At 72.7% G+C, this 21,532-nt stretch carries 15 protein-coding genes and 3 riboswitches; of the genes, 11 read left to right on the plus strand and 4 right to left on the minus strand.

All coding sequences use genetic code 11. From position 1 onward, the window contains the following. The first annotated feature begins 135 nt into the window (after positions 1-135). On the plus strand, positions 136-1,218 hold the full coding sequence (locus tag ACFY0D_RS11330) for a PP2C family protein-serine/threonine phosphatase (protein ID WP_390798085.1): 1,083 nt from the start codon (positions 136-138) through the stop codon (positions 1,216-1,218). Positions 1,219-1,308: 90 nt separating this feature from the next. Continuing rightward, complete coding sequence (locus tag ACFY0D_RS11335) at positions 1,309-3,738, plus strand: SpoIIE family protein phosphatase (protein ID WP_390798086.1); 2,430 nt, start codon at positions 1,309-1,311, stop codon at positions 3,736-3,738. A gap of 44 nt (positions 3,739-3,782) precedes the next feature. Here ACFY0D_RS11335 and ACFY0D_RS11340 read toward each other — a convergent pair whose 3' ends face one another. The 3 genes from ACFY0D_RS11340 to ACFY0D_RS11350 are packed head-to-tail and all read right to left on the minus strand — an operon-like array spanning position 3,783 to position 7,374. After that, positions 3,783-4,919, minus strand: coding sequence for a bifunctional 2-methylcitrate synthase/citrate synthase (locus ACFY0D_RS11340; RefSeq protein ID WP_390798087.1), 1,137 nt, complete (start codon positions 4,917-4,919; stop codon positions 3,783-3,785). Between the two features lie 23 nt (positions 4,920-4,942). After that, positions 4,943-5,848 (minus strand): methylisocitrate lyase, encoded by a 906-nt coding sequence (prpB, locus tag ACFY0D_RS11345; RefSeq protein ID WP_390798088.1) that lies wholly within the window; start codon positions 5,846-5,848, stop codon positions 4,943-4,945. After that, the gene (locus ACFY0D_RS11350; RefSeq protein WP_390798089.1) at positions 5,848-7,374 is read right to left on the minus strand and encodes an MmgE/PrpD family protein; all 1,527 of its coding nucleotides are present in this window, start codon (positions 7,372-7,374) and stop codon (positions 5,848-5,850) included. The genes prpB and ACFY0D_RS11350 overlap by 1 nt, the downstream gene beginning before the upstream one ends. A 185-nt stretch (positions 7,375-7,559) precedes the next feature. Between ACFY0D_RS11350 and ACFY0D_RS11355 the strand changes: the two genes are divergently transcribed. The 3 genes from ACFY0D_RS11355 (at position 7,560) to ACFY0D_RS11365 (ending at position 10,838) form a co-directional block, all read left to right on the plus strand. Next, the gene (locus tag ACFY0D_RS11355) at positions 7,560-8,990 is read left to right on the plus strand and encodes a short-chain fatty acyl-CoA regulator family protein (RefSeq protein ID WP_390798090.1); all 1,431 of its coding nucleotides are present in this window, start codon (positions 7,560-7,562) and stop codon (positions 8,988-8,990) included. A 57-nt stretch (positions 8,991-9,047) separates the two neighbouring features. Next, positions 9,048-9,974, plus strand: a complete 927-nt coding sequence (locus tag ACFY0D_RS11360) for a cobalamin-binding protein (RefSeq protein WP_390798091.1) — start codon at positions 9,048-9,050, stop codon at positions 9,972-9,974. Between the two features lie 133 nt (positions 9,975-10,107). Then, a riboswitch (cobalamin riboswitch) is annotated at positions 10,108-10,181 on the plus strand. 168 nt (positions 10,182-10,349) lie between these two features. After that, a complete protein-coding gene (locus ACFY0D_RS11365; RefSeq protein ID WP_390798092.1) occupies positions 10,350-10,838 on the plus strand; it encodes a DUF4430 domain-containing protein in 489 nt (162 codons plus the stop codon). 66 nt (positions 10,839-10,904) lie between these two features. Here ACFY0D_RS11365 and ACFY0D_RS11370 read toward each other — a convergent pair whose 3' ends face one another. After that, positions 10,905-12,317 (minus strand): hypothetical protein, encoded by a 1,413-nt coding sequence (locus tag ACFY0D_RS11370; protein WP_390798093.1) that lies wholly within the window; start codon positions 12,315-12,317, stop codon positions 10,905-10,907. 132 nt (positions 12,318-12,449) lie between these two features. Further along, positions 12,450-12,526, minus strand: a riboswitch (cobalamin riboswitch). Positions 12,527-12,643: 117 nt separating this feature from the next. Further along, positions 12,644-12,781, plus strand: a riboswitch (cobalamin riboswitch). A 109-nt stretch (positions 12,782-12,890) separates the two neighbouring features. Here ACFY0D_RS11370 and ACFY0D_RS11375 point away from each other — a divergent pair. From ACFY0D_RS11375 to tsaD, 6 genes are all read left to right on the plus strand, one after another. Continuing rightward, positions 12,891-15,680 (plus strand): prenyltransferase/squalene oxidase repeat-containing protein, encoded by a 2,790-nt coding sequence (locus tag ACFY0D_RS11375; RefSeq protein ID WP_390798094.1) that lies wholly within the window; start codon positions 12,891-12,893, stop codon positions 15,678-15,680. Next, on the plus strand, positions 15,677-16,615 hold the full coding sequence (locus ACFY0D_RS11380; RefSeq protein WP_390798095.1) for a hypothetical protein: 939 nt from the start codon (positions 15,677-15,679) through the stop codon (positions 16,613-16,615). The genes ACFY0D_RS11375 and ACFY0D_RS11380 overlap by 4 nt, the downstream gene beginning before the upstream one ends. Positions 16,616-16,697: 82 nt before the next feature. Further along, positions 16,698-17,834, plus strand: a complete 1,137-nt coding sequence (locus ACFY0D_RS11385; RefSeq protein ID WP_390798179.1) for an energy-coupling factor transporter transmembrane component T — start codon at positions 16,698-16,700, stop codon at positions 17,832-17,834. Further along, entirely contained in the window at positions 17,831-19,483 is a 1,653-nt protein-coding gene (locus ACFY0D_RS11390; RefSeq protein ID WP_390798096.1) for an ABC transporter ATP-binding protein, read from the plus strand. The genes ACFY0D_RS11385 and ACFY0D_RS11390 overlap by 4 nt, the downstream gene beginning before the upstream one ends. Beyond that, positions 19,483-20,295: an ECF transporter S component gene (locus ACFY0D_RS11395; protein WP_390798097.1), complete on the plus strand. Its 813-nt coding sequence runs from the start codon at positions 19,483-19,485 to the stop codon at positions 20,293-20,295. The genes ACFY0D_RS11390 and ACFY0D_RS11395 overlap by 1 nt, the downstream gene beginning before the upstream one ends. An 84-nt stretch (positions 20,296-20,379) precedes the next feature. Then, positions 20,380-21,438, plus strand: a complete 1,059-nt coding sequence (gene tsaD / locus ACFY0D_RS11400; RefSeq protein ID WP_390798180.1) for a tRNA (adenosine(37)-N6)-threonylcarbamoyltransferase complex transferase subunit TsaD — start codon at positions 20,380-20,382, stop codon at positions 21,436-21,438. The last annotated feature ends 94 nt before the right edge of the window (positions 21,439-21,532 follow it).

Raw genomic sequence — 21,532 nt, forward strand, 5'->3', positions numbered from 1 at the left:
CACGGGAGCGGTGGACCGGAGTGGCGGCCGCGGGTGCGGGCGAGGCAGTCTGGACTCATGAGAGCGCCCTTGCGCTCGCCTCCTGGACCGCGAGCCGACGGCCACCACCAGGTCCTTTTCGTCTTGGCGGAGTGCGTGCCCTTCGCGATCGCCCTGCTGGTGCTCCTCGTCGAGTTCACGCCCCTGCACGTCCTGTACACCGGCCCCCTGCTGGTCGCGACACCCGCGCTGGCGGCCGTGACGATGGGTCCCAAGGGCACGCTCGCGGCGGCGGCGGTGGCCGTCGGTGTCAGCGTGACCACCGCCAGCTACAACGGCGCCTGGGGCAGCCAGCAGGTCTACACGAACTTCCTCGCCCTGTTCCTGGTCACGGCGGCGAGCTTCATGACGAGCCGCTCCGCGCGGGCCCGCCAGGAGGGAGAGCTCGACCAGGTCCAGCGGATCGCCACCGCCGCCCAGGACGTCCTGCTGCGGCCGGTGCCGGTCCGGCTGGGTCCCGTACGGGCGGCCAGCATGTACCTGGCGGCCGAGACGGGCGCGCAGATCGGCGGCGACCTGTACGACGTGGTGCAGACCCGGTACGGGGTCCGGATGATCGTCGGCGATGTCCGCGGCAAGGGCCTGCCCGCGGTACGGGCCGCCGCGGTCGTGCTGGGCGCGTTCCGGGAGTCCGCGCACTACGAGGACGATCTGGTGGAGGTCGTCAACCACTGCGGGGCGGCCCTGCGGCGGGACGCGGTCGTCGCGGGCGCGGCCGAAGGCGAGGACGCCCTCCTGGAAGGGTTCGTCACGGCGCTCGTGGCCCAGATCGCGGACGGCCCTCGTATCGACGTGATCAACCGGGGCCATCCGCCGCCGCTGCTGCTGTCCGATGGCGCGGTCCGGCCCCTGATGCCCACCACTCCCCTGCCGCCGCTCGGTCTGGAGGAATTCGTCAGCGGTCACCCCGGACGGGCGGACAGCTATCCGTTCGCACCGGGGGACCGGCTGCTCCTGTACACCGACGGTGTCATCGAGGCCCGCGACCGGGACGGCACCTTCTTCGACCTGGCCCGGGCCATGGTGACCATGCGCGACCACAGCCGGGAGGCGTTCCTGGAGGACCTGCACCAGGCCTTGCTCCGCCACACCGAGAACCGCCTGGCGGATGACGCGGCGATCCTCGTGGTCGACCGGTGCGAGGACGAGGGCCTCCGGCCGTCCGGAGGTCCGGCGTAGTGCCCGTGGACTCGCCCGGAGGGTCCCGGACGCGACAGCATGGAGTGAGGGCGGTCGGCGAGATGCCCACGGGAGGAGGTGATACGGACAGTGACCAGTCATCGCTTCTCGTTCTGCGGGGCTGAGCTCGCCGCTGTCTACGTGGTCGCCGACGAGGGCAGGGAACTCCATCTCGCCGAGCTGACCGGAAACCGCGGCGTCCTGTACGGACTGCCGGCGATCCTCGCCGTGGCCGGCCATTCGCCCGCCGCCAATGCCTTCCGCTCCGGCCGCCCGCTGTGGCTGGCGCCCAAGGAACTCGCCGCGTTCATCGAGGAGGACCCCCACCACTTCCCCACCCGGGTGCGGGGCGGTGCACCCAACTCTCCGGCCAGGATCTCGCTGGGCGCGCTGCCGCTGGGGTACGACGACCAGGAGCTCGGATGCCTGATCGTCGCCGGGCAGGCCGGGGACGGCTTCAGCGCCGACGACCGCAGCCTTCTGGAGCTCTACGCCGACCAGGTGGCCACGGGGCTCGAATCGGTCGCCGCTCGTTTCTCCGGACGCAAGTCCCCGCAGGCCCACCTGGGGCAGTCGCTGGTGCCCGACCAGGGCGGCGCGTTCATCCTGGAGCTGAGCACAGGCCGTATGGAGGCCCACGCTCATGTGCTGGAACTGCTCGGTCTGCCTCCCGGGCAGTTCGACGGGCAGGTGGAGACCCTGCTCGCCTGCGCCGTCCCCGACGACATGCCCGCACTGATGGCGATCGTGGAACCGAACCGGCTGGCCGCCGCCGGACAGCAGCTGGCGTTCCGTATCCGCCGCCCGAACGGCGAGCTGCGCTGGCTGGGGCTGCGTTGCCGCGTGGAGGTGGACGCGGAGGGGACGCCGCGGCGCGTCCTGGGTGTGGTGGCCGATGCGACCTATCTGCGCCCCAGCGCCGACGAGGTCTCCCTCGTACAGCGGCTGTCGGCCACCCTGGCGGGAGCGGCGACCATCCGGGAGGTCAGCCGACTGGTGGTCGCCGCGCTGCGCGAGCCGCTCGGCGCCTCCCGGGTCGCGGTCGGCGAACTGGAGCCCGAACGGCTCATCGTCACCGCCCTCGCTCCTCCGGAGCCCGATGCCTGGCCCGAGGTCTGGCGCTCGGAATGGCGGTCCGAGTGGCCCGACGTGGCGCTCAGCGACCTGCCCACCCTGCAGAGCGCGCTGCGCGGGGGACACTTGAGTCTGTGGCCGCCGGGGGCGGCTCTGGAGCCCGGCCTGCTGGGCGTCGGGCCCGGTGGCCTCGCCGTGCTGCCGCTGCCCGCCGACGGCCGGATGGTCGGGGTGTGTCTGGTGGGGTGGGACGAGGAGCACCGGTTCGGACCGGAGGAACGGTCGCTGCTGACCGCGACCGCGGGGCTGGTGGGGCAGGCGCTGGTGCGCGCCCACGCTCTTGACGCCGGCCACGAACTCGCCACCATGCTCCAGCGCAGCCTGCTGCCCCGTAAGCTCCCGGAGCTGCCGGGCGGGATCGCCGTCGCCCGCTACCTGCCCGCGACCGCCGGACTCGAAGTCGGCGGCGACTGGTACGACGTCATTCCGCTCCGTGACGGTCATGTGGCCTTCGTCATCGGGGACGTACAGGGGCACAGCGCGGGGGCCGCCACCATCATGGGCCAGATGCGTACGGCGGTCAGGGCCTACGCGGTGGAGGGCCACCCGCCCGATGTGGTGGTCGCGCGGGCCAACCGGCTGCTCGTCGGCATGGAGACCGATCTGTTCGCCACCTGCGGGTACGTGGACCTGGACATGGAGGAGGGCATCGCCAGGGTCGTACGGGCCGGCCATCTGCCGCCGATCCTGCGTCATCCCGACGGCGTCGCCGAGGAGATGTCGGTCGAGGGCGGGCCTCCGCTGGGAGTGCTCGCGGAGGCGGAATTCCCCATGACCGAGGCGGGTCTGGTCCCCGGCTCCCTGCTCGTGCTGCTGACGGACGGCCTGGTCGAGTCGGCCAGACTGCCGCTGGAGGAGGGCATGCGGCGGGTGTGCGACGTGCTCGCGGCGGCCGACCCGGTCGACGTCGGAGGAGTCGCCGACGAGTTGGTCGGCGGTGTGGGCCGTCGCGACGACGACGTGGCCTTGCTGCTGCTGCGCTACGACGGCCAGGGGGACCGGCCGATGCGGGCCCACTGGACGGTGTGGCGGCTGCCCAACGCGGTCCTGCACGCGCGCCGCTTCACCGCGCGCATCCTGCGGTCCTGGGGAGTGGTGGAGGAGCTCGACGAAGCCCTGCTGATCGTGTCCGAGCTGGTCACCAACGCCATCGCGCACACGCAGGGCGAGGTGGGGATGGATCTGACCCTGTCGGCGGACCGGCTGCGGATCGCCGTGAACGACGCGTCGCCGCGCAGCCCCGTCAAACCGATCTGGGTGAGCTGGGAGTCGACCGGTGGTCGCGGGCTGCTCATCGTCGAGGCGACGGCGACGGCCTGGGGCTCGGTGCCGCTCAGCGGCGGCAAGCAGGTGTGGGCCGAGATCCCCTGGCGCCGCGGTTCCTGACGCGCTGCGCAGGCGGCTCCCGGGGACGGGGCCGGTGGCAGGGCCTAGCCTCGGGCCGGGAGGGGGCGCTGGGAGGGGCCGGTGTAGGAGCCGAGGGGGCGGATCAGGGCGTTGTGTTCGAGCTGTTCGGTGATGTGGGCCGTCCAGCCGGTGATCCGGCTCATCACGAAGAGCGGGGTGAAGGCCGGGATGTCGAACCCCATCAGGTGGTACGCCAGCCCGGCGGGATAGTCGAGGTTCGGGTGGATTCCCCTGCGGCTGATCATGGCGTGCCGGAGCGAGGCGTGCAGGGTGGCGAGCCGGGTCGCGTCGGGGTCGGCGGCGCGGGCGACGAGGCGGTCGGTGGCCTCCTGCATGATCGGCACGCGGGAGTCGCCGTTCTTGTAGACCCGGTGCCCGAAGCCCATGATCTTCCTGCGGGCGGCCAGTGCCCCGTCCAGCCACTCCCCGGCCCGCTCCGGGTCGCCGATCTCGCCCAGCATGTGCATCACGGCCTCGTTGGCGCCGCCGTGGAGCGGACCCTTGAGGGCGCCGATGGCCGCGGTGACCGCGCTGTAGAGGTCGGAGAGGGTGGAGGTGACCACCCGCGCGGTGAAGGTCGAGGCGTTGAAGCTGTGCTCCGCGTACAGGATGAGCGAGATCTCGAAGCACCGGACGACCTCGGGGGCCGGCACGCTGCCGAAGCACATGCGGAAGAAGTTCTCGGCGTATCCGAGCGACCGGTCCGGCTGGACGGCGGCGAGCCCGCGCCGCCGGCGGTGGTCCGCCGCCACCACGACCGGCAGCTTCGCGAGCAGCGCGAGGGACTTGGTGCGGTTGGCCTCGGTGCTGCCGTCGTCCTCCGTGGGGTCTTCCGAGCCGAAGACGCTGACGGCGGTGCGCAGCACGTCCATCGGGTGGCAGGTCTCGGGCAGCCGGGCGAGCAGTTCGGCGGTGGTCCGGTCCAGAGGGCGCAGGGCGCGCTCGCGGGCCTGGAACTCGCGCAGTTGGTCCGCGTCCGGGAGTTCGCCGTACCAGAGGAGGTACGCGACCTCCTCGAAGGAGCAGCGGGCGGCCAGGTCCTGGACCGGGTATCCGCGGTAGGTGAGGGAGTTGGTCTCCTGGATGACGGTGGAGATGGCGGTGGTGTCGACGACGACACCGGTGAGACCGCGGTGGATCTCGGGCGTGGTGGCGGTCATGGGTGGCCTCCGGTGCGGGTCGGTCAGTTGCCGGGCGGGAGTGTGAAGTCGGCGACGGTCGTGTCGAAGGTGCTGTAGTCCTCGTAGCCGAGCACCTCGTAGAGCCGGGAGCGGGTCTGCATACGGGGCAGCAGCGACTCCTGGGTGCCCTCGGCGGCGAGGGTGCGCAGGCCGTCCTCGACGGCGCCCATGGCGAGGCGGAAGAGGGTGACGGGGTACAGCGCGATGTTGTAGCCGAGGTTTTCCAGGGTGCGCGCGTCGAGCAGCCTGCTTTTGCCGAATTCGGTCATGTTCGCGAGGAGGGGGACGTCGACGGCCTTGCGGAAGGCCTCGAACTCGGCCTCGTCCGCGAGTGCTTCGGGAAAGACGGCGTCGGCGCCCGCGTCCACGTACGCCTTGGCCCGGTCGATCGCGGCGGCCAGGCCTTCGACGGCGCGGGCGTCGGTGCGGGCCATGAGGAGGAAGTCGGGGTCGCGGCGGGCGTCGGCGGCGGCGCGGACCCGGCGGGCCATCTCCTCGCGCGCCACGACGCCCTTGCCGTCGAGGTGGCCGCACCGTTTGGGGTTGACCTGGTCCTCCAGGTGGAGTCCGGCCAGTCCGGCGTCCTCCATGAGCTGCAGGGTGCGGGCGGCGTTCATCGGTTCGCCGAAGCCGGTGTCGGCGTCGATGAGGGCGGGCAGGTCGGTGACGCGGGTGATCTGCTGGGCGCGGGCGGCGATCTCGGTGGAGGTGGTCAGGCCGATGTCGGGCAGGCCCAGGTCGGCGGCGAGCACGGCCCCCGAGAGGTACACGGCGTCGAATCCCGTCTCCTGGACGAGCTTGGCCGAGTACGGGTTGATCGCGCCCGGAATCCTCAGCAGCCGTCCGGAGGCGAGCTGTTCGCGGAAGGTGCGGCGGCGGGCCGCGGCAGTGGTGCGGGTGTGGAGCATCAGAAGAGGCCCTTCGGGAGCCGGGCGGCGGTGTCGGCGGCGGCGACGGCGGCGGTGTCGACGGCGGGGAAGAGGTCGGCCAGGCCGGCGGTGCCCAGCTCCGCCAGCCGGTCCGCGGTCTGGAGGAAGTGGTCCTGGGCCGCGCCGGTGACGATCCCGTCGGTCAGCGTGCGGAACTTGGCGGTGTAGGCGGCCCGGTCGAACGGGCGGGCTCCGGCGGGGTGCGCGTCGGCGACGGCGAGCTGGTCCTCGACGACGGAGCCGTCCTCGAAGGTGATCACGGCCCTGCCGCCGAAAGCCCGACGGGACGGGTCGGGGTCGTGGTACCGGCGCGTCCACCCGGGATCCTCGGCGGTGGAGATCTTCTTCCACAGTTCGACGGTGGCGGGCCGCCCCGCCCGCTCGGGGGTGTAGGAGCGCTCGTGGTGCCAGCCGCCGTCCTCCAGGGCTACGGCGAAGATGTACGGCACCGAGTGGTCGAGGGTCTCGCGGCCGGCGGCCGCATCGTACTTCTGCGGGTCGCCGGAGCCGGAGCCGATGACGTGGTGGGTGTGGTGGCTCGTGTGCAGGACGATCGAGCGGACCTTCTCCAGCGGGCCGGCCTTCTCGCGCAGCGTGCGGGCGAGATCGATGATCGCCTGTGCCTGGTACTCGGCGGAGTGCTCCTTGGTGTAGGTGTCGAGGATCGCGCGGCGCGCCTCGCCGGGCCCGGGCAGTGACACGGTGTACGAGGCGTCCGGGCCGTCCAGCATCCAGGCGAGGAAGCCGTCCTCCCCCTCGTAGATCGGCGAGGGGGATCCCTCGCCGCGCATGGCCCGGTCCACCGCTTCCACGGCGGCCTTGCCGGCGAAGGCCGGTGCGAACGCCTTCCAGCTGGAGATCTCGCCCTTGCGCGACTGCCGGGTCGAGGTGGTGGTGTGCACCGCCTGCTGGACCGCCTGGTACACGGTCCCGGTGTCCAGCCGCAGCATCGCGCCGATACCGCACGCCGTCGCGGCGCCGAGGTGGGCGACGTGGTCGATGCGGTGCGCGTGCAGGCAGATGCCCTTGACCAGGGCGACGTGGACCTCGTAGGCGGCGATGATGCCGCGCAGCAGGTCCGCGCCGGAGCGCCCGGTGCGCTGGGCCACGGCCAGCAGGGGCGGGATGTTGTCCCCGGGGTGGGAGTAGTCGGCGGCGAGGTAGGTGTCGTGGAAGTCCAGCTCGCGCACGGCCGTGCCGTTGGCCCAGGCCGCCCATTCCGGTGACACGCGGGTCCCGGCGGCGACTCCGAAGACCGACGCGCCGGAACGGGTCCGGTGGCCGAGCGCCTGGGCCCGGGCGACGGCGACCGGGCGGCGGCGCAGCGAGGCGACGGCGACCGAGGCGTTGTCGATGATCCGGTCGGCGGCCGTCCGCGCGGCCTCGGGGTCGAGGTCGGGTGCGTCCTGGGTGCCGGTGGCCACGAGGGCCAGTTTCCAGGCGAGCTGCTCCTCGCGGGGCAGGAGGTCGGCGCTGGGGTGGACACGTACCTGATGGTCGATCACGGGGCTCCTCGCGGCGTGCGGTGGGTGCGTCGTTCGAGGATGAGTCTTCCCCTGCGGGAGGGCCGGTGCGACGGCTCCACACTGCGTAATCCGTCCATGCCGAACGTGCGAATCTGCGAGTTCTGCGAAAGCTGCGGATGCTAACTTCACAGGCGAGGAGACACGGAGAGGAGCTCGGGATCCCCATGGGACGGCCTGCCGGACGGAAGATCTACGCACACGCGAAACTGCGCAGGCTGCGCCGAGAGCGGGGCATGAACCAGGTCGAACTGGCCCGCGCCCTGGGTCTGTCCACCAGCTACCTCAACCAGATCGAACACAGCCGGCGGCCGCTGACCGCTCCGGTGCTGCTGCGGATCGCCGAGGTCTTCGGCGTCGATCCCGAGTTCTTCTCCGAGGCCGGCGAGGAACGGCTGGCCACCGATCTGCGGGCGGCGCTCGGGGACGAGGCGTGCGGAGCCCCGGTCCCGCAGGACGAGATCGCCGACGTGGCCCGCGACCACCCCGAGGTGGCCCGGGCCCTCGTCGCCCTCCACCAGCGCTACCGGGACGCCTCCGAGCGGGTCGTCGCCCTGGCCTCCCCCGAGGACACCGCCGGCCTGTTGCCCGCCGAACCCCACGACGAGGTACGGGACTTCTTCTACGCCCACCACAACCACTTCCCCGCCCTGGAGGCGGAGGCCGAGCGGAGCGCCGAAGCACTCGGCCTCGGCCGGGTCGGCCACGCCGCGGACGCGCTCACGGGCCGCCTCGCGGCCCGGCACGGGATCAAGGTGCTCCAGGCGGGCCCGGAACGCTCCGCCGACGCGCGGCGCTTCGACGCCGACAGCGGACTGCTCCTGCTCTCCCCCTGGCTCAGCGAAGGGCAGCGCGCCTTCCAACTGGCCACGCAGCTCGCGCTGCTGGAGCACGGCCCCCTGCTGACCGGACCGGTCGACGCGGCCGGCCTGTCCTCGCCGCAGGCGGAGGGCCTCGCCCGCATCGGGCTCGCCAACTACTTCGCGGGCGCGCTCCTCATGCCGTACACCGCCTTCCACGCGGCGGCCGAGCGGCTCCGCTACGACATCGAGCTGTTGCAGGCCCGTTTCGGCGTCGGCTTCGAGACGGTCTGCCACCGCCTGTCCACGCTCCAGCGCACCGGAAACCGGGGCGTTCCCTTCTCCTTCCTGCGCGCCGACCGCGCGGGCAACATCTCCAAGCGCCAGTCCGCCACCGACTTCCACTTCTCCCGGCTGGGCGGCACCTGCCCGCTCTGGACCGTCTACGAGGCCTTCTCCTCCCCCGGCCGCATCCTCACCCAGGTCGCCGAGATGCCCGACGGCAAGAAGTACTTCTGGATCGCCCGCACGGTGACCCGCGGCGGCTTCGGCCACCACGCGCCCCGGGCCGACTTCGCCGTCGCGCTGGGCTGCGAGCTGCGCCACGCCCCGCGCCTGGTCTACGCGGAGGGCATCGCCCTGCACGACCCGCGCGCCGCCACCCCCATCGGGCTGGGCTGCCGGATATGCGAACGGCAGGACTGTGCCCAGCGGGCCCGTCCCCCGGCCGGCGGGGTCCTCTCCGTGGATCCCGACCTGCGCACCCACGTGCCGTACCCGGTGATCGCGGACCGCTGACGCCGCCCCGCCCCTCAGCCCCGGCCCCTCAGCCCCGGCCCCGGCTAGGCTCGGAGGATGCGCATCGTCTCCCTGCTGCCCGCGGCCACCGACATCGTGGCGGAGCTCGGCCTGGCCGCCGATCTGGTGGGCCGTACGCACGAGTGCGACTGGCCGCCGCGGGCGGTGGCCGGCGTGCCCGTGGTGACCTCTGCCGAGTTCTCGGCGGACACCCTGAGCAGCCGGGAGATCTCCCACGCGGTCGGCGGCGCCGCGCACAGCGGCTCCTCGCTCTACACCCTCGACACCGAGGCCCTCGGCGCACTGGCTCCCGACGTGGTCCTGACCCAGGACCTGTGCGACGTCTGCGCGGTGTCCTACGCGGGGGTGAGCCGGGCGGTGCGCGTCCTCGACGGCGGGCCCCGCGTGCTGAGTCTGGAACCACGCACGCTGGGCGACGTACTGGACTGCCTGGTCACGGTGGGCGAGCTGCTCGGCGTCGCGGAACACGCGCGGGAGCGGCGGGAGGCCCTCGCCGCGCGGCTGGAGACCGTACGGGCTCGGACGGCCGGGCGGCGGCGGCGGCGGCCCAGGGTGGTGGCGATCGAATGGCTCGATCCGCTCTGGCCGGCCGGGCACTGGGTGCCGGAGCAGATCGCGTGCGCGGGCGGTGAGGCGCTGATCGCCGCCCCGGGCGAGCACACCCGGCCGATGGAATGGGCGGCGGTCCGAGCCGCCCGCCCGGACGTACTCCTGGTGATGCCCTGCGGGTTCGCCCCCGAACGCACCCTGCGCGAGCGGAACCTGTTGACCTCGCTGCCGGGATGGGAGGAGTTGCCCGCGGTGCGCGCGGGTGAGGTGTGGGTGCTGGACGGGCCCGCCTACTTCAACCGCCCGGGACCGCGCGTCGTACGCGGCGCGGAGGTACTGGCGCACGTCCTGCACGGGGTCGGGGCGGGCGCCCCGGTGAACCCGGCGGAGGCCCGCCGGCTCGGCCTCGGCTGACGGCGGGCCGAACGGAGCGACACCTCTCGGGCCCCGATTCCGAGTTCGCTTCCGAGCACCTCTCCCCAGGCCGTACGATGCGTCTGCTCCGGCCCACCGCGGCCAGGGCCACAACCGAATGCATGCACAACTGGGGGAAGCCGGTGGGAATCCGGCGCTGACCTGCAACCGTGAGCGGCGTCCCGTACGCCGTGAGTCGGAGAACCCGGGGTGCGATGTGCACCGCTTCCCACTGTCATGGTCTGCAGTACGAAGCCCCAGCCTGACCCGGCACCCCCGTGCGCCCTCCTGAGGGACGCAGGCACGGGGTGTGCGCGGGTGCGGGTCGGAGGGTTCGCGTGAGCAGACCCGAAGATCCGCTCAGGAAGGCACTCCATGCGCCAGACCCTCGTCCGCCGCTCGGTGGTCACCACGCTCGCCCTCGGCCTCGCCCTCGCCACCGCTCCGGCCGTGGCCGAGGCCAAGCCGAAGCCGAACACGAACGCGGCCGTCAAGGTGAACCTCACCGTCCAGGGCCCCGACGGGCTGCTGTTCAAGGGCAAGGTCAAGACCAAGGGCCACGACGTCACCACCGCGACCGGTGGCACCCACAAGTGCGACGGCACCAACGGCGGCGCGAACCCGTCCAAGGTCCCCACCCCGACCGCCGCCCTCGACGACGCCGCCCACAAGAAGGGCTTCACCTGGAACGGCACCTGGTACGCGTCCTTCGACGACTTCTCCGTCGACACCATAAAGAACGTCAGCGGCGGCGGCTCGGCGTACTGGAGCATCGCCGTGAACGGCACCCCGACCCCGGTCGGCGGCTGCCAGTTCAAGCTCAACGCGGGCGACCAGGTCTCCTTCACCTGGACGTCCTTCTAGGGCCTGACGCCGGCCCGGAAGGGGGCTGCGGGCCCGAAGGTCCGCAGCCCCGCCGGCATTCGGTGATCAGACGCCCCAGCGCAGGGCGATGGTGTCGCCCACGTTGATGACCTTGTCGCGGACCGCGCCGGCGAACGCGGAGCCGTCGACGCTGACCTTCCAGGTGTTGGAGCCGCTGTTGGCCTTGCCGTTGACGGCCGTGACGGTGCCCGTGCCCGACGAGGGGGTCACGCTCGTGACGCAGCCGGACGGGGTCGCCCCGGTGGTGGCCGCGTTCAGGACGTCTCCGAGGGTGGTGGTCGTACCGGTCGGGGTGAAGGCCACCGAGCAGACCTTGAGGTTGCCGGCGCCGTCGTCGACGGTCAGCGCCAGCTTGGTGGCGGTACCGGCGGTGAAGGTGGACTGGACGACCCACTGCGGGGCGCCGGGGCTGACCGGGACGGGCGGGGCCGTGGTGAAGCCACCGCCCGCGACGGCGCGCAGCGCGTCGATGGAGGCGTACGCGGTCGGGGTGGTGTCGGCCGGCTTGTACTTGAAGCCGCCCGCCGGGTTGTACTGGTTGGCGATCAGGAAGTCGATCGGGGTCTTGCCGTTGGCGGTGAGGAAGTCGCCGGTCTGCGGGTTGATGCCGCAGGCGTTCAGGCCGGCGACCCCCCAGCCGTTGGAGCTGGTGTTGACCCCGTAGAGGGAGTTGAAGGCACCGGAGTTGGCGACGAGCTTGCCCTTGAGGAAGTTCTTGGCCTGGACGACGTCGGCGTCGGTGTTGGGGACGCCGGAGACGCAGAGCGCGGCCATCGCGGCGCCGGTCATGTCGACGTCGCTCGCGGAGTTGAGGACGGTGGGGTTGCCCTCGGCCTTGTTGTAGGTCCAGCCGCCGTCGACGTGCTGGTTGGCGCGGATGCGGGTGACCATCGAGTCCGTGAGCGCCTGCGGAACGCGGGCGCCGCCCGCCTGTGTCTTCGCGCCGCCCAGCGAAAGGGCTGCGAAGACCGTGCCGTTGAAGTTTCCGGAGGAGCCGAAGTAGCCCGTCTCCGCCGTCTGCCAGTAGGAGTAGATGTTCGCCACGAGGTTGCGGGAGGCGGAGACGCGGGCCGGGTCGATGCCGGCGGCGTACGCGTTCAGGGTGCCGCGCTCGTAGTCGGTGACCACCGGGGAGGCCGACGGCCAGCCCGCCGTGGACAGCAGGTTCCGGTAGACGGTGCGGGCGTTCTTCGTCGTGTCCCCGCCCGGGGCGACGTCGACGACCGCGGTGCCGGCGGCGGCGAAGGTGCTGAACGCCCACTCGTTGGAAAGGCCGGAGCCGGCGTACGAACCGTCGGCCGCCTGGAGCGACTTGAGGTAGGCGACGCCGTTCGTCTTGGAGGTGGCGATCTGCGCGGGCGACGAGGTCGCGAAGGCGGGCAGCGCGGTGAGGGCGAAGGCGCCGAGCGTGGCGGGCACCGTGAGCGCGAGGCGGCGGGACGTACGGGGACGGGACATGGCCTGCTCCTGGAATCGGCGGACGCCGGCCTTCCCGGGCACCCCGCGATCACCGTACGGGCGTACGGCCTGGCAGGGTCGGGGGCCGCCGTCCGGAACGCGTGGTACGGCTGCTGTACTGCATCGCCGTTTGGGCATTCGGGCTCGGAAACGGCCCTCGCCGCCCCCACACCGCTGCGCGTCAGCTCCGGCATCGCACCGGATTCCCCCATGTGGCAGCCCTGGACGCTACCCGAGTGATCAAGGGACCGCCAGCCACCCGGTCCGTGATGCCGACCGCATCCGTCCGGGGCCGGTCCGCTGAGACCCATGCCACCTTGACGCTTCGTCGGGATCCGTGTTGCACTCCGGCTGATAACTGCTCAGTACCAGGGGAAGCCGGTCGAATTCCGGCGCTGACCCGCAACCGTAGGCCCGGTTCGACCGGGTGAGCCGGAATGCCTGGGGCTGGGTCACAGTACGAAGAGCGCCGTCGCGGATTGCGGTGTGGTCGTCGCAGCCTCTCCACGGCAACAGTGCCGTGCGGGGGCGCATCGCCACGTACGCAACCGCCCGGCAGAGACGAGGGCCGCGGTGGGGACCGAACAACAGGCGGAACGGCAGTCGGGGACGAGGCGGCGATCGCTGTCTCTCGTGACCGCGGCCTTCCTGACGCTCGGTGCGGGAGTGGCCTTCCTCACGGTTCCCTCGTCCGCGAACGCCGATCCGATCGAGCAGTGCACGGCCACCACCGGCGCCGTCGTCGCGGTCGACTTCGGGCCTTTCGGCGGGAAGGTCGAGCGTGGCTGCGACACCACGCCGACGACCGGCTACGAGCTGCTGCACACCGGTGGCTTCACGACGGAGGGCACCGTCCACGACGGCCCGGCCTTCATCTGCCGCATCGGCAAGGGATCCTTCAACTCCGGTACGCAGTACCCCAGGCCGGACAAGGAGGAGTGCGTCCTCACCCCGCAGGCCACGGCCTACTGGTCGTACTGGACCGCTTCGCCCGGGCAGCGGAAGTGGTCCTACAGCCAGCTGGGAGCCATGGCCCGGACCCCGAAGGCCGGCGATGTGGAAGCCTGGGTCTACGGCGCCACCGACATCGCCGGCACCAGGGGCAAGCCGTCCTTCTCCCCCGACGACATCCGGGGGTTCACCACCCCCGACCCGACCGTGCCGACGGTCCCGCCCAAGGTGCCCGCCGGATCGGTCGACGTACTCGCGGCCACCCGCTGGGTCACCGGGATACTGGCGGAAGGGGAGCGGGTCGTCGACGAAGGCTCCACCACCCCGAACCACTTCCTCACCACGGAGGCCGTGTTCGCCCTCACGGCGGCCGACCGCAAGAGCCCGGTGGCGAAGAAGGTCGCCGACTTCCTCGCCACGCCCGCACAGACCGACGCCTACGCCTACCCGGCCGGCAAGGACGGCATCCCGGAGGCCATCGCCGCGGCCCGGCTCGCGCTGGTCGCCGAGGCCACCGGCAAGGACCCGCGCGCGTTCGGTGGGCACGACCTGCTCGGCGACCTCGTGAAGTACGCCTGCCCCCGCGACATCGGCGAGGGCGACACGGTCGAAGGCTGCTTCACCAAGGGCGACTTCCGTACGACGGGGCAGGCCGACGCCCAGGCCATGGCCGTCATCGCTCTGGTCAACGCCGGTGTGACGCCCCCGGCCGGCTCCGTGGCCCGGCTGACCGTCCTCCAGTGCGAGGACGGCGGATTCACCAGCGTCCTCATCCGGCCCGGAACCGAGGGGTGCGAGAGCGAGGCCGGCGCCACCGGCCTGATCACCCTGGCCCTCGAACGGGCCGGCGGCCACGAAGCGGTGCTCCGGAAGGCCCGCGGCTACCTGAAGAGGTCCCAGCTGGCGACCGGCGCGTGGCCCGCCGTCTCCTACGAGACGACCGGCAACCCGACCGCCACCGCCTGGGCAGCGCAGGCTCTGCGTGCCCTCGGCGACGAGGCGTTCGCGGACGCCGGCGTCTCCTGGCTCTCCGGGCACCAGCTCGCCAAGGGCGGATTCGGCTTCGATCAGGACGACACCGAATCAAGGGTGTACCCCACCGCGACCGCCGCTCTCGCGGGCGCCGGCAGCGATCTCACCGCAGTGACGGCCAAGCCGACCGAACCCCCGACCACTCCGCCGGCCGGTCAGGGGCCCGACACGAAGAAGGGCGTCGCGTACCTGAGCGCCCCGTCCCGGTTGGTCCAGGGCCGTTTCTACGAGAGCCAGCCCGGCACGGGCTTCGCCGATTACGGCCTGACCATCGACGGCGCGTACGCCCTCGCCGCCACCGGCGAGAACAACGCCACCCTGCGCAACATCGTCGACTTCATGGACAAGGGCGGCAAGGACGGCAAGAACCGCGGCATCCACGACTGGACCCTCGTCGGCACGAAGTACGCGAACGGCGGCTCCATCGGCAAGGCGGCCGTACTCGCCGAGGCTGTGGGCCGCGATCCGCGGAACTTCGGCGGCCAGGACCTGATCGCCGCGCTCGCCAAGATCACGTGCCAGGCGAAGACCTCGACCCGTCAGGAGTGCGCGGCCAAGGGGAACTACGCCTACGCCACGTCCGTCTTCAAGCAGTCGCTCGGCGTCATGGCCCAGGTCCGCGCCGGTGAGAAGGCCGCCGCGGCCGAGCCCGCCGCGTACCTCAAGAGCCTGCAGACTCCCTCCGGGGCCTGGGTCAGCCTGATCGGCGAGCCCAGCGGTCCCGAAGTGGACTCCACCGCCATGGCCGCCATGACCGTGGACCTCCTCCCCGACGCCGATTCCCAGGCTGCGGTGGACAGGGCACTCGCCTGGCTCGCAGCGCAGCAGGAGCCCGACGGCGGCTTCCCCGGCGCCTCCGGGAACTCCGTCAACTCCGCCGCCCTCGCCGTCCAGGGGCTCTCGCTGGACGCGCCCAAGTACGGCGCCCAGATCGCCAGGGCCCGCACGTTCCTGGCAAGCCAGCAGAACGGCGACGGCGGCTTCAACGTCGCCAAGGGCGGCCAGCCCGGTTCCGACCTCCGCGCGTCCACCCAGGCGGTCGGCGGCGCCACCGGCATCTCCTTCGGCCTCCTGACCCGCGACCTCAGCGGCACCACCCCCGAGCCCGTCCCCAGCACGTCCGGAGGTACCTCCGCCGGTACTTCCGGCGGTACCTCCGCCGGTACTTCCGGCGGCAACGGCTCGCCCGTCATCGTGACGCCGGGCGAGAGCGACGGCGGCGCGGGGCCGGTCGGTGGCTCCGGCTCGGGCGGCGGTCCCCTCGCCTCCACGGGAGCCCGGGTCGGCACGCTCGCCGCCGCCGCGCTGGCCTTGACCGTCGGCGGCTGGGGCATCACCCGCGCCGCGAAGCGCCGCCGCCGGACGGGAAGTGGAGCATGAGCCGCAACCGCACCCCGCGGGCCCTGGCCCGTACGGCGGCCGCGCTGGGGCTGACGGTGGCGGCCTTCGCCGCCACCGCGGCCCCGGCGGGGGCCGCCCCACAGCCCATGGGGCAGTGCACCACCTCCTCCGGGGTCGTCCTCGCGGTGGACTTCAGCCGCTGGGGCGGACCCGTCTACCGCTCCTGCGGTACGACCCCCACCACCGGCTACGAGCTGCTCAACCAGGGCGGCTGGGCCACGACCGGCACCGGCCACGACGGGCCCGCCTTCATCTGCCGGATCGGCTACAGCGGCCACCAGGGCGGCAGGCAGTTCCCGACCCCGCAGCAGGACGACTGCGTCCTGACCCCGCCCGCCTCCGCCTACTGGTCGTACTGGCACGCGAACCCCGGCCAGAACACCTGGGAGTACAGCCAGCTCGGCGCCATGCTCTACAAGCCGAAGCCCGGCAGCGTCGACCTGTGGATCTTCGGCGGGACGAACATCGAGGGCACCGAGGGGAAGCCCACGGTCACCCCCGACCAGCTGCGGGCCAAGAACACCAGGCCCGAGGGCGGCCCCGCGCCCAAGGACACCCGCACGGCGGCCCCGCTGCCGCCGAACGCCAACACCGGGCCCCGGCCCGAGAACCCGCCGCCGGGCGGGGCGCCTGCCGCCACGACACCGCCGCCCGGCCCTGCGGCCTCGCCCTCGGCTTCGGCTTCGGAAAGCCCCGCCGCGAGCGCCGCGCCGACGCCTTCCGCGCCGCCTTCGTCCGGCGAGCCGGTGCTCGCCGCGTCGTCTCCCGGCCCCCAGGTGGTCGAGGCCGCGCCCGCGGCCGACGCGAAGCACGACGTGGGCTCCTTCCTGCCCGCCGTCGCCACCGGAGCGCTGGTGCTGCTGATCGGCGCCGGCGCCGTGTTCGCGGCCAGGCGCCGCCGTCGTACGGAGTAGCCGCGTGCCACGCACCACCACCACGGCGAAGGCGGCGGGCCCGCCCGCGTCCGGCCCGGCGTCCGGGCCCGCGTCCGGCCCCGTGCCGGACGCGGGCGGCCGCCGGCTGCCCCGTACCCTGCACCCGGTCGCCTGGTGGATCTGGGCGCTCGCCCTGGCCACCGCGGTGAGCCGCACCAACAACCCGCTGCTGCTCTTCCTCGTCCTCGCGGTCCTCGGCTACGTGATCACCATGCGCCGCACCGAGGCCCCCTGGGCGCGCGGCTTCAAGTACTACCTCTACCTGGCACTCACGGTCGTGACGATCCGTGTGCTGTTCCGGGCCGTCTTCGCCACCGGCATCACCCCGCGGGACCACTTCCTCTTCTCCCTGCCCCACATCCCCACCCCCGACTGGTACGCGGGCATCCGGCTCGGCGGACCCGTCTCCCTGGAAGCCCTGCTGTCGGCCGCCACCGACGGGCTGCGGCTCGCCTGCATGCTGTGCTGCATCGGCGCGGCCAACACGCTCGCCAATCCCAAACGGGCGCTGCGGGTCCTGCCCGGCGCCCTCTACGAACTCGGGGTCGCCGTCACGGTGTCCATCAGCGTCGCGCCCCAACTGGTGGCGAGCGTCCAGCGCGTCCACCGGGCGAGGCGGCTGCGGGCCGGCCGCACGAAGGGCCTGCGCGCCCTGCGCGGGATCATCGTGCCCGTCCTCGAAGACGCTCTGGAGCGGTCGCTTCGGCTCGCCGCCGCCATGGACTCCCGCGGCTACGGGCGCGCCGGAACCGCCACCCGCCGCTCCCGCCGGCTGACCGGCGCCCTCATGCTGCTCGGCATGTGCGGCCTGTGCGCTGGGGCCTACGGACTCCTGGACGCCACCGCGCCGAAACTGCTGGGCCTGCCGGCCATGGCCGTGGGGGCGTCGCTGTGCTTCGCGGGACTCAGGCTCGGCGGGCGCCGGATCACCCGGACCACCTACCGGCCCGACCCCTGGCGGGCCGCGGAATGGTCCGTGGCCGGCTGCGGAGTGCTGTCCGCGGTCCTGCTCTTCACCAACGCCGGTTTCAACGCGGCCGAGTTGAACCCCTCGATCTATCCCCTCAGCTGGCCGACCCTGCCGCTCGTCCCGGCCGCGGCGATCCTGCTCGCCGGCACGGCCGGCTTCCTGGCCCCGCCCCCGACCGTTCCGGCCCGCCCGACGGTACCCGCACCGCGCACCGAGGAACCCAAGTGATCCACTTCGACCAGGTCACCGTCCGGTACGAGGACACGGCCGAGCCGGTCCTGCGCGACGTCGACCTCACCGTCGAGGAAGGCGAACTCTGCCTCGTCGTCGGCCACACCGGCGTCGGCAAGTCCACCCTCCTCGGCGCGGTCAACGGACTCGTCCCGCACTTCGCCGGCGGCACCCTCCACGGCCGCGTCGTCGTCGACGGCCGGGACACCGCCGAGCACCCGCCCCGCGAACTCGCCGATGTCGTGGGCGTCGTGGGACAGGACCCGATCGACGGCTTCGTCACCGACACCGTCGAGGAGGAACTCGCCTATGCCATGGAGCAGTTGGCGATACCGCCGGCCACCATGCGCAAGCGGGTCGAGGAGACCCTGGACCTCCTCGGCCTCGCCGACCTGCGCCACCGCGCCCTGCACGAGCTCTCGGGCGGCCAGCAGCAGCGCGTCGCCATCGGCTCGGTGCTCACCGCCCATCCCCGGATCCTGGTCCTCGACGAGCCGACCTCCGCGCTGGACCCGACGGCCGCTGAGGAGGTCCTGGCGGCCGTCACCCGCCTGGTGCACGACCTCGGCGTCACCGTCCTGCTCGCCGAGCACCGGCTGGAGCGCGTGGTCCAGTACGCCGACCGCGTCATCCACCTCCCCGGCGACGGGCGTGTGGTCTGCGGCCCGCCCGCCGAAATCTTCCGTACGTCGTCCATCGCGCCGCCCATCGTGGAACTCGGCCGTGCCGCCGGCTGGGAACCGCTCCCCCTCTCGATCCGCGACGCCCGCCGCGCGGCCGCGCCCGTGCGCACCCGGCTCGCCGGTACGACTCCTGCGCCGGTACGGCCGGTTCCCGCGGCGGATCCGGACGAGCTGCTGAAAGCCCGCGGGGTGACGGTGACGTATCAGGGTGTCCCGGCCGTCCGCGAGGTCGACCTGCACCTGCGCGGCGGCGAGGTCACCGCCCTCATGGGCCGCAACGGCTCCGGAAAGTCCTCCCTGTTGTGGGCCCTCCAGGGCTCCGGTCCCCGCAAGGCCGGCACCGTGCAGATCCCCGCCGCCGGGGGAGGCAAGGACGCCGACCCGCAGAAGCTGTCCGCCGCCGGGGCCCGCCGCCTCATCGGTCTGGTCCCGCAGACGCCCACCGACCTCCTGTACCTGGAGAGCGTGAAGCAGGAACTCGACCAGGCTGACTCCGAATCCGATGTCGGCACGGACGCCCCCACGGCACGCGAGATCCTCGACCGCCTCGCCCCCGGGATCGACGACGCCACGCATCCCCGCGACCTGTCCGAGGGGCAGAAGCTCGCCCTCGTCCTCGCCATCCAGCTGTCCGCCGCACCCAAGGTCCTGCTCCTCGACGAACCCACCCGCGGCCTCGACTACCGCGCCAAGGCGGAACTGATCCGCATCGTCGACGGCCTGGCCGCCGAGGGCCGCGCCGTCGTCATCTCCACCCACGACGTCGAGTTCGTCGCCCGCGCCGCCGACCGGGTCGTGGTCATGGCCGAGGGCGACATCGTCGCGGACGGCCCGACCGGCGAGATCATCGTCGCCTCCCCCGTCTTCGCGCCGCAGACCGCGAAGATCCTCGCCCCGCTCCCCTACCTCACGGTCGCCCAGGTGGCCTCCGCCCTCCCCGACGACGAGACGGACCGGGCCTGATGACCACCGTCGCACGCACGGCAGCCATACGCATCAACGCGCGGGCGGGTGCCGTGATCGCCATGGCCGCGTTCCTCGGGGTCGTCGCGTTCTTCTGGCCGTTCCTCGTCGCGCCCGGGAAGTTCGGTTCCCACTACGCCCCGCCGCTGATCTTCGGCGTACTGCTCGTCATCGTGCTGTGCGTGGTGATCTCCGAGATCGCGGAGGGCGGGATCAACTCCAAGGCCCTGGCCATGCTGGGGGTCCTGTCCGCCGTCAACGCGGCGATCCGTCCGCTGGGCGCGGGCACGGCCGGCATCGAGACGGTGTTCTTCATCCTCGTCCTGGCCGGCCGGGTCTACGGCCCGGGCTTCGGTTTCACCCTGGGCTGCACCTCGCTGTTCGCCTCCGCCCTCATCACGGGCGGGGTCGGGCCCTGGATGCCGTACCAGATGTTCGGCTGCGCCTTCGTCGGCATGCTCGCCGGCTTCCTCCCGAAGGCGTCGGGCCGCCGCGAGATCGCCATGCTCGCCCTCTACGGCTCCGTCTCCGGCTATCTCTTCGGCTTCCTCCTCAACCTCTCCTTCTGGCCCTTCTCCCTCGACCCCAACAGTTCCATCGCGTACCTGCCGGGCCTGCCCTTCACCGAGCAGTTCCAGCGCTACCTCGCCTTCGACCTCGCCACGTCCCTGGGCTGGGACACCGGCCGCGCCGTCACCAACTTCATCTGCATCACCCTCGCGGGACCGGCCGTCCTGACCACCTTCCGCCGCGCTGCCCGCAAGGCCCGCTTCGAGGCCCCGGTCCGCTTCCGGCCCGGTGCCCGCCCCTGACCGGATCAACCCGTCCCGCTTTATTGCATATAGTTCGCAGTTGCGGAGCCTGCGCAGAAAAGGTGGAGAGCAGTGAGCGGACCAGTGGTGCTGGGGATCGAGTCGTCGTGCGACGAGACCGGCGCGGGAATCGTGCGGGACGGCGAACTGCTCGCGCACGTGGTGGCGTCGAGCATGGACGAGCACGCCCGTTTCGGCGGCGTCGTGCCCGAGATCGCCGCCCGCGCGCACCTGCACGCCTTCAACCCGGTCGTCCGGCAGGCCCTCGACCAGGCAGGACTGCGGCTGAACCAGATCGACGCGGTCGCCGTCACCACCGGGCCCGGCCTGTCGGGCGCGCTGCAGGTGGGCCTGGCCGGGGCGAAGACGCTGGCGTACGCGGCCGGGGTGCCGCTGTACGGCGTCCACCACCTGGCCGGGCACGTCGCCGCCGACACCCTGGAGCACGGGCCGCTGCCCGACCCGTGCGTGGTGCTGATCGTCTCCGGCGGCCACACCTCGCTCCTCCTGGTCCGGGACCTGGTCCGCGAGCCGATCCTGCACCTCGGGGACACCCTCGACGACGCGGCGGGCGAGTGCTTCGACAAGGTCGCCCGGATCCTGGGCCTGCCGTATCCGGGCGGTCCCGCCATCGACCGGGCCGCCCGCGACGGCGATCCGAAGGCCGTGGCCTTCCCGCGCCCGCTGACCCGGCCCGGGGACGACCCGTACGCCTTCTCCTTCTCCGGACTGAAGACGGCCGCGGCCCGCTGGGCCGAGAAGCACCGGCAGCGCGGTGAGGAGCCGCCGGTGGCCGACGGGGCCGCCGCGCTGCAGGAGGCGGTGGCGGACGTACTGACGCGCAAGGCTCTCGCGGCCTGCCGCGCGTACGACGTCAAGACGCTGGTCGTGGTCGGCGGCGTGGCCGCGAACTCACGGGTCAGAGCCCTCGCGGAACGCCGATGTGCCTCGGCCGGCATCGAGCTGCGCGTTCCGCCCCTGACCCTGTGCACGGACAACGGCGCCATGATCGCGGCCGTCGGTGACCTGCTGGTCCGCTCCGGGGCGGAGCCGGCCCCGCTGAACGTGTCCGTCGACCCGTCCGCACCGCTGGAGTACGCCTCCCTGACCCCGCTCCCCGCCCCGCCGGTCGCCGTCCCCTGACGGACGATCCCCTCGCCACCCGGCCGCCGACGCCCGCGTGTGTCCGGCGCAGCCGGCGGGTCCGGCGTGTCCGGCGTGTCCGGCGTGTCCGGGA

The organism is Streptomyces sp. NPDC001502 (assembly GCF_042894785.1).
GTDB lineage: Bacteria > Actinomycetota > Actinomycetes > Streptomycetales > Streptomycetaceae > Streptomyces > Streptomyces kutzneri.